The organism is Methylobacterium sp. M6A4_1b, from assembly GCF_053345175.1.
In genome coordinates, this window is the sequence record NZ_JBKEZQ010000018.1 from 1 (window position 1) to 16898 (window position 16898).

General features: G+C 72.2%; 7 protein-coding genes. All 7 read right to left on the bottom strand.

What is annotated here, in order from left to right; genetic code table 11:
- Position 1: 1 nt before the first annotated feature.
- The gene (locus ACLBWX_RS16610; RefSeq protein ID WP_447678118.1) at positions 2-709 is read right to left on the bottom strand and encodes an exopolysaccharide biosynthesis polyprenyl glycosylphosphotransferase; all 708 of its coding nucleotides are present in this window, start codon (positions 707-709) and stop codon (positions 2-4) included.
- A 662-nt stretch (positions 710-1371) separates the two neighbouring features.
- Complete coding sequence (locus tag ACLBWX_RS16615) at positions 1372-7200, bottom strand: DUF3320 domain-containing protein (protein WP_447678119.1); 5829 nt, start codon at positions 7198-7200, stop codon at positions 1372-1374.
- Positions 7201-7537: 337 nt separating this feature from the next.
- Positions 7538-8533 carry a cellulose biosynthesis protein BcsN gene (bcsN, locus tag ACLBWX_RS16620; protein WP_447678120.1) on the bottom strand — a complete coding sequence of 332 codons (996 nt, stop codon included), beginning with the start codon at positions 8531-8533 and terminating at the stop codon, positions 7538-7540.
- Positions 8530-10515, bottom strand: coding sequence for a hypothetical protein (locus ACLBWX_RS16625; RefSeq protein ID WP_447678121.1), 1986 nt, complete (start codon positions 10513-10515; stop codon positions 8530-8532). The genes bcsN and ACLBWX_RS16625 overlap by 4 nt, the downstream gene beginning before the upstream one ends.
- On the bottom strand, positions 10500-11762 hold the full coding sequence (locus tag ACLBWX_RS16630) for a glycosyl hydrolase family 8 (protein WP_447678122.1): 1263 nt from the start codon (positions 11760-11762) through the stop codon (positions 10500-10502). Before ACLBWX_RS16630 ends, ACLBWX_RS16625 begins: the two co-directional genes overlap by 16 nt.
- Entirely contained in the window at positions 11759-14317 is a 2559-nt protein-coding gene (locus tag ACLBWX_RS16635) for a cellulose biosynthesis cyclic di-GMP-binding regulatory protein BcsB (protein ID WP_447678123.1), read from the bottom strand. Before ACLBWX_RS16635 ends, ACLBWX_RS16630 begins: the two co-directional genes overlap by 4 nt.
- Before the next feature lie 11 nt (positions 14318-14328).
- On the bottom strand, positions 14329-16773 hold the full coding sequence (bcsA, locus tag ACLBWX_RS16640; protein WP_447678124.1) for a UDP-forming cellulose synthase catalytic subunit: 2445 nt from the start codon (positions 16771-16773) through the stop codon (positions 14329-14331).
- Positions 16774-16898 lie beyond the last annotated feature (125 nt).

The window sequence follows — 16898 nt, forward strand, 5'->3', positions numbered from 1 at the left end:
CTCAGAACGCGTTGGTACGGCGGGTGATTTCGGCGAGGACGGTGCGTACGAGGATCTGGATGTCGAGGCGCAGGCTCTGGTTCTCGATGTACCAGAGGTCGAGGGCGGCGCGGCGCTGCATGTCGGCCAGGGTGGGGGTGGGCCCGCGCGAGCCGTTGATCTGGGCCCAGCCGGTGATGCCGGGCTTGACGGCGAAGCGCTGGCGGTAGGTCGGGATCTCGGCGCCGTAATAGAGGTCGTGGGCCAGGGCATGGGGGCGGGGACCGACCAGGGCCATGTCGCCCTGGAGGACGTTGAGGAGTTGGGGCAGCTCGTCGATGCTGGTCCGGCGCAGGAGGGCGCCGACGCGGGTCACGCGGGCATCGCCGCGGGTGGCCTGGTGCACGACCGCCCCGTCGTCCAGCACGCGCATGGTGCGGAACTTGTAGATCTGGAAGGCGCGCCCGTCCTTGCCGGTTCGGGTCTGGCGGAACAGGACGGGGCCGCGGCTGTCGAGGCGCACCAGCAGGGCGACGAGGACCAGCAGGGGGGCCAGGAGGACCAGGGCGAGGGCGGCCAGGACGGGATCGAGGGCGGGTCGCAGGGCCGCCAGGTTCGGGCGCGGCCGGGCCAGGCCGACGGTCTCCGAGGCGACGGCGACGCTCGTGCGGGCACACGTGCGGGCGGAAGTCGTGTCCATCGTGACGGTGCCCTCAGGATAAGCAGACATCGGTTCCCATCCACCCGCTGGCGCTGACGCGAAATGGGGCAGATCTGTCCCATTTCGCTTCGCTGCACGTCTATCTCTCCTAATGAAGCAGAAACCAAGCCAATTATTCGCGAGCCGGCAAATCGACCTTTCTGTCGTCGCGGACGGCATTGTTCAAATCAACGATGGGCGGCGCGTGCGACAATTGAAGGTTGTCTTGCTGAAATATAGAAAAGTTAACCAAATTTATGGAAGACGTATTCGTGATCTTCACAGAGGAGAAGCGAGCATTCTGAAAGATCAGTGTTCGGCTCTTTTGCTGCAATGCAGCATGTTGGTTGAAGCACACGGAGTGGATGAGTCTCGCGCGGCCGTGATCCTCGACGGGTCGGGATCGTGAACGTCGTGGAAGATTGGATGGAATCCGTCGACGTCCCTCAAAGCCGGTCCGGTTCCGGGATCGGGACCAGCGCCCCAAGGGACGCGCGTCAAATCCTGCGGCTGCGACTCGAGCCGGCATGCCTGCCTCCATCGCGCGTCGGCAAGCCCACGACGTCGGCGGACCGGCGAAGGATTCAGGCCCCGCCGCGCGATGCGGCCCGCACCGTGTGTGGAACCTTCGCGCTCACCCGGCCGCCGGGGGATCGGAAAGATCGGGAACGGCGTTCGGTCCGGGTGTACCGTCACGGGGCGGGTGGGTCCGGCTGGCGTGCCAGGGCGCTCGCCCGTGCGAGTCGGGCCCGCGTTCCGGCCTCGACCCGTGACAGCCCGACCGCCCGGGCCATCAGCCGCACGCGCTCGGCCTCGGAAGCATCCGGACGCACCGTGTCCGCCAGACCGACGAGTTCCGGCATCGGCGTATCGGCATGGCTGCGCAGGCCGGAGGCCGCCGGGCGGTAGGGATGGCGCGGGCGCGGTGCGACGTGAGGCGGCCAGAGGACGGGGCGGCCCTCTTCGTCGCTGCGGGCCACCGAGGTGGGAACCTGCGCGAGGACCGCCTCGCGAAGGACGGGGCTCGACCGCTGGAGGCCGTGAGCGCGGGCGATGCGCCGGAGCAGCACGTCCTCGTAGATCGGGCCCTCCACGGCGATCACGTGCGTCACCAAAGCCGCCAGAACCGGATGGTAGGACGAGTCCTGGAAGCGGCCCTGCGCCAGAGCGACCCCGAGGTCGGCCGGGTCGGCGAGGCGGTAGGCCGGATCAGGCTCCACGGGCGCGCCCGGCGCCTCGCCGCCCGGCTCCGGCGAGCGGTCCGAGCCCGCGGCGTCCGGCGCTTCGGAATGGCGCTTTCCGACCGCATCGGTGTCTTCCGCGTTCCCGAGGGGGGCGCGATCGGACTCCAGATCTTCCCGCAGACGCCGATCGAGCTTGGCGAGGGCGCCGTTCGCGTCCGCCCACCACTCGGTGCTCCAGACCCGCCGGATGCGCCAGCCGAGGTCCGTCAGCACGTGCTCGCGCAGGCGGTCGCGGTCGCGCGCCGTGGCGGACCGGTGATAGGTCGCGCCGTCACACTCGACGCCGGCGAGGTAGCGCCCGGGGGCGTCGGGATGGACGATGCCGAGATCGATCCGGAACCCCGACACGCCGATCTGCGTGTGCACGGCCCAACCCCTGGCCCGCAACGCCGCCAGCACGGCGGCCTCGAACGGCGATTCCACCCCGCCGCCCGTCGGCGCGCAGGCCTCGGCGAGCGCCCGCACGCCGCGGTCGGCGAATTCGAGGAAGTGCTTGAAGTCGCGCACGCCCCGCGCCCGGGTGCGGCTCAGATCGATCTGCTCGGGGCGGAGGGAGCTGAAGACCACGAGCTCCCGTCGTGCGCGCGTGATGGCGACGTTCAGGCGGCGGTGGCCACCGTCCCTGTTGAGGGACGACACCGTGCTCACCATCCGGCCGCCCGGGTCGGGCCCGACCGCGACCGAGAACAGGATGGCGTCACGCTCGTCGCCTTGGACGTTCTCGAGGTTCTTCACGAAGACCGGCTCGTGCCAGCGATCGCGATCGAAGTACGGCTCCAGCTCCGGAGACGACCGTCGCTGCTCGTCGAGGAGGTTCTCGATGAGCCGCTGCTGCTCGCCGTTGAAGGTGACGATGCCGAGGGAGCGCCGCGCGCGTGCGAAATCCGGATCGCGCAGGCGGCGCACGATGTCGGCGACTACCGCCAGGGCTTCGGGCCGGTTCACCCGGCCGGCCCCCCGCTCGTAGACGCCGTCCGGGACGAAGCTCAGGCGCACCGCCCGGTCCTCGGTCACCGGCGCGGGGAACGTGACCAGGCGCCCGCCGTAGTAACGGGCGTTCGAGAAGGCGATCAGGCTCTCGTGGCGGCTGCGATAGTGCCAGTCGAGGGTCCGCCGCGGGATGTTGGCCGCGAGGCACGCATCGAGGATCGATTCCTGGTCGGTGAAGTCGTCGGCGTCCTCGTTGTCGTCGACGCCGCGATCGCCGACCTGGGTCGGCGGCAGCTGCTCGGGATCGCCGACGACGACCACCTGGCGGCCTCGCGCCATCGCCCCGATCGCGTCCCAGGGCGCGATCTGCGAGGCCTCGTCGAAGATGACGACGTCGAACGGTGCCGCATCGGGCGGAAGGTACTGCGCGATCGACCGCGGGCTCATCATCACGCAGGGCGTGAGCCGCGTGAGCGCGTTCGGCATCTGGCTGAACAGCTTGCGTAGGGGCGGGTGCCCCCGCTTCCGCGTCAGCGCGTGCGAGAGCGCGCCCCATTCGGGATCGCGCCCGAAGGCCGTCGGCCCTGGAATGGCGCGGCCCAGCCGGTCGCGGACGACCTGCCTGGCGAGTTCGCCGACCCGCGCGTCGGCGGCGCGGTAGCGGGCGATCACGTCCTCGTGCCGCTCCGGCAGGAAGCGGCGCAGGGCCGGGTCGTCATCAACGACGCGGTCGATCCACCAGCGGGCATAGGCGGTCTCGAAGGCCGCCTCGGCCCGGTCGGGCGTGATCCGGCCCTCCTCCAGGGCCTCGATCAGCGGCCCGAGGCCGGCGCTCCGCGCCCCCTGGGCGGCCGCCTGCCAGGCGCACCAGCCCTGGGCACGCGCAAGACCGGAGGCCCAGCGCCGGGCCAGGGCGATGCTCGCGGCAATCCCGCCCGCCTCCGCCGTCGCCGGGGGACCGGACCGTCCGGCCTGTCGTCCGAGCGCCTTCGTCGCCACGTCCCCCCGGGCGTGATCCTGCGCGAAGGCGGCGTAGGCCTGGGCGATGCGCCCGCCCGTTTCGAGGTCCCGGCCCTGATGCACGACGAGCCGGACGAGGTGGGAGCGCAGGCCTGCGCCGCCGAGAGTGGGCGCCCCGAGGACGGGCAGGAGCCGCTCGACCCTCTCGGCCCAGGCCACGGCCGGCCGGAAGTCGGCGGCCGGCAGATCCGGGGCGCTCCAGGGCAGTCCCAGCCGGGCGAGGGCCGCCTCCTCGGGGCGATCGGCCGTCTCGTGCCGGGCGAGCGCGATCAGCCCGGCGAGGTCCGGCCCGACATCGTCCGGCAGCGCGCCCTCGGCATAGGGCTGGAGCCGCAGCAGGACTTTCCTCGCGCGATGGCGGCGGACGAGGATGTTCGCACTGCGTGCGGCGACCCACGCGGCGAGAAGACCCGCCAGGTCCTGGTCCAGGATGCCGGGCCGGTAGGTGCCGGTGAGCCGGCCGACGTGCTCGGCCCGGATGGCCTGGACGCGTTCGCGCGCGGCCACCGCCCGGCGCAGGTCCCCCGTGTCGTCGGCCAGGAAGGCGATTCCGCACCGGGCCTCGGGACGCAGAAGTTCACTGCCGAGGACCAGGAGGCCGCGGGTTTCCGCCTCGGTCACCGGATGCGACGAAAACCCGATCGCCTCGGCGAAGGCCCCGCCGCTCGCCCCGAGGGCGGTCAGCGCCTCGAGCGTGGCGGTGATCGCCGCATCCAGGCCGTCGCGCCAGACCGGCGACCAATGCGTGGATTCGATGCCCCGCAGCGGGTGGTCGGCGGGGGACCCCACCGCGCCCAGGATCGGTCGCAGGTCGCGGCAGGCCGCCCGCAGGAACGCGAGCGTGTCCGCCCCATGGGCGCGGTAGTCGGGCCAGGCGAGAACGAGGTCGGCCGGTTCGGACCCGGCCGCGATCACGCGCCCGAAGGCCTCGTAAGCCGAAAGCCCGTTCTCCCGCCGCCGGTGCAGGGCCTGAACGAGGCCGTTCAGCTCGGCGCGCAGGTCCGCGAGCGTGCGCGTGGCCTCCTGCCAGTCCACCTGCGTGGGGTCCGCGCGCTCGTGCCAGGCCCGGCGCAGCTGGCCGAGCACGGCCGATTTCTGCGCTCTGGCGGCGTGCACCTCCAGGCAGTGATCGCCCAGGCCGATCTCCTGCAGGCGCCGCTGCACCACTTCCAGCGCTGCCGTCTTCTGGGACACGAACAGGACGGTGCGCCCCTGGGCCAGGCACTGGGCGATCATGTTGCCGATGGTCTGGCTCTTGCCCGTGCCGGGCGGCCCGAACAGCACGAAGTCCTTGCCGCCGGCGGCGGCCAGGACGGCGGAGAGCTGCGAGGAATCCGCCGAGAGCGGCGCGAACACGGTCTCGGGCGGATGATCCCGGTCGAGATGGGCCGGATCGGGGAAGGGCGTGCCGTCGTCGTAGGCGTGCTTCGGCGTCTCGATGAGGTGGCGCACCACCGGGTTGCGCTTCAGGAGGTCGGCCCGGTCGACGAGGTCCTTCCACATCAGGTACTTGGTGAACGAGAAGGACGAGAGCACGACATCCGGCACCACCTCCCAGCCGCGCAATTCCTTCACGTGCTGGCGGACGATCCGGAAGATGGCGTCCACGTCGATGCCGGACCCGTCCCGCGGCAGGTCGCCCTCGAGGTCCGGGATCCGCAGCCGGAAGTCCTGGCGCAGCATCTCGATCAGGGTCGGGTTGATCCGGATCTCGTCGTCGTGCAGCGCCAGGTGGAAGCCGGCCCGCACGCTGGAGCGCCGGAGCGCGACCGGGACGAGCAGCAGCGGCGCAAGGTTCGCGGCCTCCCCCTCCTTGCGCCTCCAGGACAGGAACCCGACGGCCAGGAACAGGATGTTGGCTCCGCCCTCCTCGAAGCCGTTGCGGGCCAGCCGATAGAGATCGAGCAGGCGGCGGTCGAGATCGGCCTCCGTCGCGGTGGTGTGGATCTCCTTCCGGGCCAGGGCCGCCGCGAGTTCGGCGCCGCGCTCGCCGGGTGGGGCCGGCCCTTCGGAGACGGGCTTCAGCCGGAAGTCTTGCCCCGTCGCCAGGCCGTCCTCCAAAGCGCCGGGAGAGACGCATTCGAGGACGACCGAGCCCTTGCCGGGCTTGAAGTTGAGGAGTTTGTTGCGCAGCGACAGGTCGAGGAGCTTGCGCTTCCAGTGCTCCAGGCGCCCGGCCGGGGTTTCGGGGGCCTCGTCGACGGGCGGATGGATCGCCTCGTCGAAGGCCAGCGCCGCCGAGAGGGGCTGGTTCAGCGGCGCGGCCGGTGCCGCCGCCGCGCTCGTGCCGCCGCCGCCGAGATCCATCGGGCGAATGCCGCGCCAGCGGCAGCGCCGGATGTCGATGGCGAACTCCAGGGCGGCCGGAGCGGTGTCCTCGACGAGCCGCCCGCCGTGGTCGGTCGCGGTCCGGAACGCCGCCGGCGGATCGTGGGTCAGCAGCGTCGTCTCGACGAGGATCAGATCCTGCAGGTCGCGCCGCTTGCGCAGATGCTGCTGGTCGTCGACCGTCGCGCTCCCGAAATCCTCGTCCTGCAACCAGACGCCGACGAAGGCGTGGCCGACGGCGAGCACCAGCACCGGGTTGAGGCCGGCCTGCTCCAGGCAGGCGGCGTAGAGCAGGGAGAGGTCGAGGCAGGTGCCGGCCCGGGCCGCGAGCACATCGCCCGGGCCGTGCACCGTCTGCCCGGCCCGCTCGAAGCCGACGGGGGACCGGATGGGGGCGAGCCGGCGGTCGGCCAGGGCGGCCCAGATCGCCCCGGCGATGTCCCAGGCCCGGGCCTTGCGGCCGGACGCGTAGCCATCCAGCCCCATCTCGCGGCCCGCCTCCCCGAGCTTCGTGGCGGCCTCGCGCAGGACGGCGCCGACGGCCGGATCTTTGGGTCGGACGAAGGCGGCGAGGAGTTCCGGCGCGCTGCGGCCGCCCCAGTGCGCGGGCGGGAGCAGGCGCATCGTGGCGTCCGTCCGGGTCCGCTCGCCCTCCGCATCGTCCAGCATCAGGGTGAGTTCGAGGCGCCCCGCCTCGGAGACGCTGGCGAGCCGGCCGCCGTCGAGGCGGAGGTCCGGAGGCTCGACAGTGTGCTGCGTGCCGGCCGCCACCCGGTCGATGCGCAGCATCAGCGAAGGCATCACGGCCGGCCGGCTCTCGATGCGCAGCCGGAGGTCGACGAGGTCCTCCTCCGAAGCGTTCGCGACCACGATCTCCCGGATCACCGGGATTGCGTTCTCCTGATGGGCGAGGCCGACATGTTCCGAGACGGTACAGGCGAGGCGGATGCCGACTTTGGGCTCCGTGCCGGCGTCGGGTTCGTCCGTCGCACCGGTCATGCGGCGTTTTCCCGGCCGGCGCGGCGCGGCGCCGAAGCCGGCATCCGGTTCGCCTGCACCGCTACGGCGGCCGCTCCGTTCGGGGGAACACCGCGCCCGCTGACCCGCGCCATTTCCGTCGCCCACCATCCTGCCGCAGGCTTCTTCGCCTGTCAGGCATGGGTGTTCAAGGTTGCATGCGCGAGGGGCGATGAAAATCTACGATCGCAGGACCGGCCGGCGAACTGACCGGTCGCGCTGCGACAGCCCGGAGCGCGGACAGGCCTCCTCCCCCGGAACCACCCGGTGGTTCCGCATCGCTCCGGATAGATGGACCTGTCCTTCCGGTCGCAACCTCCTACGGCGGCGGGCGATAGGCCCGTGCCGGGAGCTCGCGAGCCATGAGGTCCTCGACCTCGGCGCGGTTCGTGGCCGGTCTCGGCACCGCGATCGCGACGGACCCGTCCGCCTGCCCCGCATCGGTGATGTAGCGTGGGCCCTGCCCCCCGCCCGGCGGCACCGGAACGGGAACCGCGGGCGCGGGCGGCGCCGTGCCGGGCCCCGGCACGAGGTAGCGCTGCGTCTGGCCGGACTGCTCCGCGGCCACGCGGCGCGGCGCGGCCTCCGGGCGCTTCTCCGGGCCCGGCCGCTCCATCGGGCCGGGCGGACGCATCGTGTTCTCCGGCACCTGCGCGGCTTCGCGGGGCGCCCGCGGCCGTGGGGCCGCCGCATCGCGCCGCCGCACCGGCTGCCGGCGAGCGGCCATCTCTTCCTGGGCGCGGGGCGCCGCGTTGGAATCGGCCGAGAACCGCAGCTGCTCCACCGAGCGGGTCAAATCCGCGAGACTGGCCGTCGCCGTGCGACAGAGCTTGATCCGCATGGAGGCGGCCGGTGCCGCGCCGTCGCTACCGAACAGGGAGGACGGCCGACGCCGGCCCGCGTCACCAAGGTCGATCCACTGCCAGGCGTAGAGGCAGTCGTTGCCGAGCGCGAGGCCGACCGGACCGTAGGCGTTGCGGTGGGCCTGGGTCGCGACCCGCATGGTCTCGCCGGGAAAGCGCGCCCGCAGCTCGGCCGCGATTCCCGTCCGGCTCGGCTTTGTCATGGCGAGGGCGGAGCCGGAGCCCCCCTCCCCGTTTCGGACGCTCACCTCGGCGACGCCGCGCGGGTCGTTCTGGAAGGTGATCCGCTGGGAATAGCCGTCGCGGGACGGGTTCTGCGCCACGTCGGACACGGGTCCGGCGCCCGGCAGGTCGAGGGCCGCGCGGCCGGGACGGGCGCTGGCGGGGAGCGCGGGCAGGAGCAGCAGCGCCGCCAGCGCCGCCGCGGTTCCGGAAGGCCGTATCCGACTCATGGCTGCTGTCCGGCGCTGGTGCCGGCCTCGACGAAGTTGGCGCGTTGCGAGCCCGGGACGCCGAAGCGGTCGGATTCGCGGCTCGACCGGGTCTGACCGTTGGCGCTTGCGGCCTGCTGGTCCTGCCACTGGGTGCCGGCGGGCGGATCGGACAGGGTGGAAGCCTGGGTCATGCCGTTGTAGCCCGGCAGCAGCGCGAAGCCGTAGCGCTCGTAGGGCATCGGCCCGGCGCCCGGCACCCGGCGGGCGACCAAGGGCGGCGTACCCGTCGCGGGTTCGGGCAGGAAGCCGCCCGCGCTCCGCTCGGGCGCTTGCCGGGCCATCGCGGCCGGCAGGTAGCGGAACGGGTTCTCGGAGGCGACGGACAGCGGAAACTCGCTGCGCAGGACCGGAAGCGGGCGCACCGCTCCATTGGCCGAGATGTCGGGCTTCGGCACCCGCCCGTAGGCGCCCGCCGCGCGGGCGGCGTTGGCGATCACGGCGGTCGGCGCGGGGCTCGCGGGCTGGCGCGCGCCGGCGGCCGCCGGTGCCGCCGCGACGCTGCAGGCGAGCGGCGGCCCGTCCGGGCCCTCGCGGAACAGCAGGTCGACCACCTTCGGGAACAGGCCGTCGTAGCGGTTCACGATCTCGAGGTACTCGCGCGTGCGCTTCAGGCGCTGCAGCGCCAGGGCATAGCCCAGCACCGTCGATTCGCTCGGGAGCCAGGCGATGCCGTGCTGAAACCACTCCAGGGCGGCGTCGAACTGGCAGGAATTGTAGGCGTACCAGCCCAGCGCCTGAGCGCCCTCGCCGGAACTCGAGGCCAGGGTCACCTTCGCGTAGCGGTTGATGCGGTCCAGGTCGATGAAGGCCGGGTTGGCCTGGGTCAGCTTGCGCTCCAGGAGCTCGATGAAGAGGATGTTGTTGCCGACGTACTTGTCACGCCAGGCATAGGCCACCTCCTCGGCCTCGCGCGCCATGCCGACGGCGCGCAGCGCGTGGGCGAGGCCGTGGGCGGTCATCGCGTCGCCGCCCCGGCTGATCGCGAGCTTGAACCAGTCCAGCGCCTCGCGGAACTGCTGGCGCTTGTAGGCGTACCAGCCGAGGAGCCCGGTCTCCCGCGGATCGCCGGTCTTGCGGGCTTGAGCCTGGAACGCGGCGATGTCGGTGGTGGTCGGCTCTTGAGCGGGGGCGTCGTGCAGGACGGCGACGATCCGCGCGCGGGTGATGTCGATGGCGATGCGGCGGAACTCGGAACTGCCGTCGGAATCCGTCCGGCCGAGGGCGATGAGCTGCTCGGCCGCGGCCATCGGCAGATTCGACATCGCCTTCTGGATGGTGGCCAGCCGGGCGCCGGTGTCGCTGCTGGTGTCGAGGACGGACTTGTAGAGCGTGAAGGCCTGCGCCGTCGCCTCCTCGGCCGCCAGGGCATCGGCGACGATCCAGATGCTCTCGACGTCGCCGGGATCGAGCGCGCTGGGATCGGCGCGGTAGAGGGCGATGACGTCGAGGTTGCGCTTGGCGCTGGCGAGCCCCTTCAGGCGGCTGCGGAAGCCGGCGCGGCGCAGCTTGCGCGCCAGTTCGTCCGAGGGTTGCCAGTTCGGGTCGATCGTGCGCCGACCGGCGATCGCCGCGTAGAGGTCGTCGAAGCGGCCGGCCGTGAAGAGGTCCCAGAGGGGCGCTTCCTCGGGAGGGCTCGGCTGCAGGGTGTCGAGGTCGGTGGGCTCGGTCCAGCCCGGATAGAGCTGCTTCAGCCGCGCGGCCTCCGCCTTCATCCGCGCGGTCTGCTTCTGCGCCGCGTAGTAGCGCAGCGCGCTCTCGTCGACCATGCCGTTGGCCGCCGACCCCGTGGGATCGACGACGATGGCGGGCGCCCGGCTGGCATCCTCGCCGGCCGGACCCTGAGCCAGGGCCGGCAGGGCGAGCACCGCGAGGGCCATGCCCAGCGGGACGCCGAGGGGCGCGGTGCCGCGGCTCAGCCGGCGCGCTAACGCTTCAAGCATGACGGTCCCCTCATCTGCGCGGCCACCATGGCCAGGAGATGCAGCGTGGTCGGATAGTAGTTCTCGTTGTCTTGCACCTGGCTGAAGCCGTCGGGGAGCGGGGTTCCCTTCACGGCACAGAGCAGCAGGCTGGACAAGGCGGCGTAGCCGCTCTCGCCCAGCCACTCGACGGTGCGCCCGTCGCCGGTGTCGACGATGGGCAGGCGCTCCCGGTCCGGCCCGGACCAGAGGACCACGAAGGGCTCGTAATCCTCCCGGCGACCCACATCGGCCCAGGCCATGTATAGGGGAATCCGAATCGCGTTGTAGGAGAACAGCGGCGGGAAGCCGTCGGCCGGGCGGGGCTGGTCACCCTTCAGGGAGATCCACTCGGTGGGTAGATTGGCGCTGCCGAAGCGGGCGCGGCGCAGGAGCCGCAGGCCGCTCCCGGTCAGGGCGGCCCAGTCGTATTCCGGAGCCACCAGGGGCAGGCGGGCGAAGGCCGGGAAGACCCAGTACGACAGGTTGATCAGGGGACCATCGGCGCGTTCCGCCGCCGAGAAGCCCGAGACCGCCGGGAGCAGCAACGCGCCGTTGGGGTCCTTGAACAGGATGGTGCGGCGACCGACCTCGACGGCGATGCGGCGGGCCGCCACGCGGTAGCCGGCATCGTCCCAGGCTTCCGCCGCCTCCGTCAGCGCCCAGGCGACGAGGATGTCGCCGTCGGTGGCGTCGTTCATGTCCGCCACAGCCGGGCGCTTGCCCGGCTCCCAGCGCCAGGCCAGGAGCGAATCCGGGCGAACCATCAGGTTGGCGCGGGTCCAGCCCCAGAGCCGCTCGAAGGTCGGGCGGTCGTTGGCCGCCACGGCGAGCAGCATGCCGTAGCCCTGCCCCTCGCTGTGGCTGATCCCGCCATTGGCGGTGTCGACGACGCGTCCGGCCTCGGTGACGAAGCGGGCGCGATAGAGGCGCCAGCCCTCCGCGCTCCTCAGGCTCCCGGCGAGGGGCTGAGCCGCGCGGGCGAGATCGTCCTTGGCCTGCGGCGCGGCCGGCAGCGCGATGGCGGGCGGGACGGAGGTCGGCAGGTCCGGCATGGCGGGATCGCGTGTCTGGGGATCGCGGGCCTGGCCGGCGGGAAGCGGCGCGGCGCCGCCCTGAGCCAGGGAGGGCCCGGTGACGGATCCGCTCGCGAATCCTACGGTCAGGACCGCCGCGAGGGCGGCGCCTCGGACCGTCGGGAAGGGGCGCCTCGGGGCGGGGCGTCTCATGCATTCCTCCGGCCGACATTGCGGACCATGAGCGTGGTGGTCAGGCCGAGGCAGAGGGCCAGGGTGAGCGCCAGCGCCGCGTAGACGACGGGGTTCATCGAGAGCCACCCGGCCACGACGAGCCGCAGGTTCCAGACCGAGGGCGCCCGCGTCTCGACGATCCGGACGGCGTCGGGCTCGACCGTGTCGAGGCGGCCGTCGGCCGCGTCGAGGAAGGCGAAGCGCCCGCTGATCCGCGACCAGACCTCGGGGTCGATGAGGCAGGCCACGGAAGCCTTGAGCAGGAGCGGGTTCGGGGCGGTGACCAGGGTGGTGGTCTCATCGAACCCGGTGCCCCCGCTCGCCAGGGCCTGTGCCAGGATGAGCGAGGTGCGGGGCGGGACGGCGGATCTCCGTTCCGACGCGTCGGCATCGATCCAGGTGCGCGTCTCGCCGAGCAGGCCGCGCACGGTGGTCGAGGCGCGCTCGACGAGGCCGTCGGCCGCCTCGACCAGGGGGTGACGGGCGCGCAGGGTCTCGTCCCACTTCGTCACGAGATCGCCATCGCTGGCGCGGGCCGTACCGCCGCGGGCTCCGGATGCGGCGTCCGGAGCGTTTCCGCGAGGCGTCACCGGACCGGCGACGCGGAAGTTGAGGTCGGGCAGGCTGCAGCGGGCCGGCACGTTGCGGCGCAGGCGGTCGAGGGTCGGGGCCGGGACCGAGCCGGACTGTCCCGCGGGCCGGGCCGTCTCGGCGCGAGCCTCCCAGATGCGCTGGATCTGTTCCGGATCGAGGCCGAGGCCGGTCAGGGTCGCGGGTGCCACGGCGCGCACCGGGGCCACCACCAGGGTCGGTCCCGTGCCGCCCTGCGCCTCCGTGGCGAGTTCGAAGTCGATCACCCGGCCGGCGGCGCTCGCGAGCCGCGCGGCGATCATGGCGCCCGCCGCCACGGTGTCGCGGTCCAGGACGGGCAGGACGAGGCGGGGCCGCTGCCCCCCTTCCAGGAAGGGGACGGCGCCGCTGGTCGTCGCTGCGAGGTCCGGGATCCGGGCGGCCCGGGCCAGGTTCGGAACGCTCAGGGTCGTGCGGTCGAGGAACAGGAAGCGTTCGCGCTTCGTCTCCGCGGTGCTAGCCGCGCAGGTGGCGTCGCCGGGGGTCGGCACCTGGGCCGAGATCTCGACGCGATTCAGGCCCGGCCGCCACAGGCCGAGGGGCAGCGGGATGGTGTTGTTCTCGAAGACTTCGCCGCGTGCCTGCGGCAGGGGTACGCTGGCGGCGTTGCGGCCGTTGAGGTCGACGAGGACGCGCGCCTCCGACGACAGGCCGGAGGCGTAGGCGCCCGAGAGGTTCAGGAGCATCTTGCCGTAATCGGCGGGCAGGAAGTCCGGCGGAAGCTGGACGTCGAAGCGGGTCGTCAGCAGGCGCCCGGAGAATTCCCGGGTCGCGACGCCGAGGGACTGCAGCGAGACGCGGTCGCCGCTGTCGAGGGGCGCGCCGCGCAGCAGCGCCGCGGCCTTCAGGCCGCGCGGCGTGCCGTAGGGCTCGGTGCCGCGCGCCAGGGTGGCGATGGCGGATTCGATCTCGTCGTAGCTGGTGCCGCTGACGACGAGGGCCGGGGCACGGTCCTCCCGCGGCGGCAGCATCGCGAGCCGGGGGCCGGTGATCGGGCCGATGCTCTCGATGTCCGGCGTGCCGCGCAGCTCCGCCGCCGTGCCGACGATGAGGTTGATGCCCGCGCGGCCGGTCATCACCGAGCCGAACTCCACCACCGGGCGGGCAACGCGCCCCACGAGGCCGATCGCCTCGATGGCGTGGAACATCCGCTCCAGGCGGGGCAGGCTCGGCTTGTCGTTGATCACGACGCGGACCGGCAGGGCGCCGCCGTCGTCGGGCTCGAGGGCGGCAAGGTCCTTCAGCTCGATCCCGGCGGCGGCGACGGGGGCCACCACGAGGCCGGAGCGCGAGGGATCGATCTGCGTCCAGAGCTCGTAGGTCGCGTCCAGGGAGCAGTCGACCCGGTGGCGCTGGCTCGCCGAGAGGTCGATGGCGTTGTAGCCGAGCTTGAGGCTGCCTTCGGGCAGCTCGAACTCCACCACCTTGACCGCGCCGGGGGCCTGGATCCGGGTGCGGCCGACCACGGTGCCGTTGACGCTGGCGACGAGTTCGGAGGTCTCGGGCGCCACGGAGATGGCCGAGAGGTAGGAGACGCGCAGGCGCGGGCGCCCGCGGCTCTGGGCTTCCGTCACGTAGACCGGGAAGCGCAGGACGTCCTCCTCGCCCTCCAGGCGGAACCCGCCGGTGGTGGCGGGCAGGCGTCGGGCGGGCCCGATCGGCGCCAGGGCGCCGTCCCGGACCGCCGGAGCCGGCGTCGGGGCGACGGAGCCCGCAGGGGCCGCAGAGGCTGCCGGCGCGCGCCCGCGGGGGGCCTCTGCCTCCCGGCGCAGGGCATCGCCCGCGGGGGGAACGGAGAAGCGCTCGGCCGGACCGGCCCCGATGAAGCTCTGGGCGCGGGCCTCGGCGGCTCCGCCCGCCAGCGCCAGCGCGAGGAGCCCGCGGGTGATCGTCGTGACACGCATGCGAGCCTCCCTCACGACCGGGCGTGGAGGTCGGCGCCGCGCCCACCGCCGCCCGCCGCACCGCCGAGCAGGCGATCGTTCTCGAATTCCAGCATCAGGCGGACCCAATCGGTGGTCGGCTCGCCGTCGCTGCTGCGCGCGAAGCTCTGCCGGGCCGGCAGGGGATTGTCGGCCGGGCGCGGCCGGGCGGCCGCGGCCCCGCCCGGGCTGCCGCCGGGCAGAAGCGGCGCCCGGGGCGCGGTGCGCGGAAGGGCGGTGTCGGTGGTGGGGGCGGCGGCGGCCTGCGGACGCGGCTTGAACAGGTAGCTGAAGGCGCGGACCGGCTCCACCAGGCCCCACCAGATCAGTTGGAGGGTGCCCGAGACGATGTTCTTGTGCCGGCGCCGGCCCTGCTGGAAGCGCAGCAGGGCGCCCGCATCGCCGTACATCAGGCTCGCCAGGCCGGCATAGCCCTGAGCGTCGAGAGGCTGGAAGCGCAGGGTCACCACCACGTCGTCGCCCGCATGGGCGATCGTCCCGACTTCGAAGGGCAGCACGCCGCCGGCGGGGGCGCCGTCGAGGGGCTGCACCGAGAGCTGGCCGGTGCGGTAGGTGCTGCCGGTACCGAACGGCAGGGCGTCGGCCCCGAACCGGACGGTGCAGCCGACGGACGAGGCGCGGTCCACCGCGACGTCGAGGGCGCGGCCGCCCAGCATCATCCGTCCCTGCCGGTTGATCGCCAGGGACGGGCTCGCCTCGGTGACGCGGCGTTCGGCCACCACGCCGAGGGCGGCGCCAGCCATGAGGAGGTTGAAGAAGTTCCACAGGCCGACGACGAGCATCAGGTTGGTGACGCCGGGCTCGAACAGGTAGCGGTAGAGGGCGGTGCCGCAGCCGAGCAGCAGAAGGCCGTAGACGGCGAAGAACGGCCAGGCCAGGGCCGAGAGGTGGTCCTGCTCCAGGGTGGTGCCCTTGGCGGTGACGTTGAAGGTCGGCCGACGGGGCGAGACGATGACCGAGGCGATGGCGCGGAACAGGAACAGGCCCTGGACGTACTCGTACAGCTCGGAGACGAAGGGCCAGCGGAACTTACCGTAGACGTAGTTCTGCATCATCAGGTTGATGACGACGTAGGTCGCCGTGTAGGCGATGGACTCGTCCACACTGGCGACGAAGATCTTCAGGTCGAAGAAGATGTGCAGCAGCGGCGAGAACATGAAGATCAGCCGCGGCACGGGGAAGAACCAGAACGTCATGCTCGACAGGTAGGCGACCTTCTGGATCGAATGCAGGCCGCGCTTGAACAGCGGGTTCTTCAGGAGAAGGATCTGGAACATGCCCTGGCACCAGCGTGAGCGCTGGCCGATGAAGGCCTCCAGGGTCTCGGGCTGCAGGCCTGCGATCAGCGGCTTGTCGACATAGATGCTGTTCCAGCCGCGCGAATGCAGCTCGAAGGCGGTCTCGCAATCCTCCGTGATGGTGACGCCCGAGAAGCCGCCCGCCTCGTCGAGGGCGCGCCGGCGCAGGAGCGCGGCCGAGCCGCAGAAGAACGAGCCGTTCCACTTGTCGAGGCCGCGCTGCGTCACCGAATAGAACATCTCGTTCTCGGAGGGCATGCGGTCGAAGGTGCGCAGGTTGCGCTCGATCGGGTCGGGATTCAGGAAGGCGTGCGGCGTCTGCACCAGGAACAGGCGCGGATCCTGGGCGAAGTACCCGATCGTGTCCCGCAGGAACGACCGGAACGGGACGTGGTCGGCATCCAGCACCACGATGATCTCGCCGTGCGAATGCTTGAGGCCGTTGTTCAGGTTGCCCGCCTTGGCGTGCTGGTTGCGGGCCCGGGTGCGGTACTCGACGCCGAGGGAGGCGGCCAGGGCCTGGAGCTCCATGCGCCGGCGCATCGCGCTCTGCGCCTTCACCGGATCGGGGTCGGCGCATTTCTGGTCGGTGCCGCCGTCGTCGAGGAGCCACACGGTCAGCTTGTCGGCGGGGTAGTCGATGAGGCGTGCGGCCGCGAGGGTCACCGAGAGGATGCCCGCATCCTCGTTGTAGCTCGGCACGAAGATGTCGACGGTGGGCAGTGCGTCGAGGGCCTCCTGGTCGTCGGCGGCCGCCATCGGCGGGGGCGCGCGCCGGAGCGGATCGGCATTGATGGTTAGGCTGACGAACAGGATGAAGACGCAGTAGAGCTCGCCCAGCAGGAGCAGGAGGCCGAAACCGAAGCTGACCGGGTCACTGACGGAAGGCAGCGTGTTCGTGACGCGCCAGAACATGTAGCGCAGCACGACGAGGCTTCCGAGGGCCAGGAACACGAAGCGCGCCGGCTGATTGTCGAAGAACACCCACAGCGCCACCATCGCCACCATGGCGCAGAGGCTCATGATCAGCTGATCCTGCGTGCTGACGGGTTGGCTCAGCAGGACGAGGACCGCAGCGGCCGACGCGATCCAGGCCACCCAACGAAATGCACTTGCCACGACCCTGCCCTTCCGCAATCCGCGCCGCCCGCGTTCCTTGCGGACCGCCCTGCGCCCAGCGGGCCTTCAGGGCAGCGACCTGCTCGGGAACGGGACGGCGTAATACCTGAGAAACACCTGAGCGA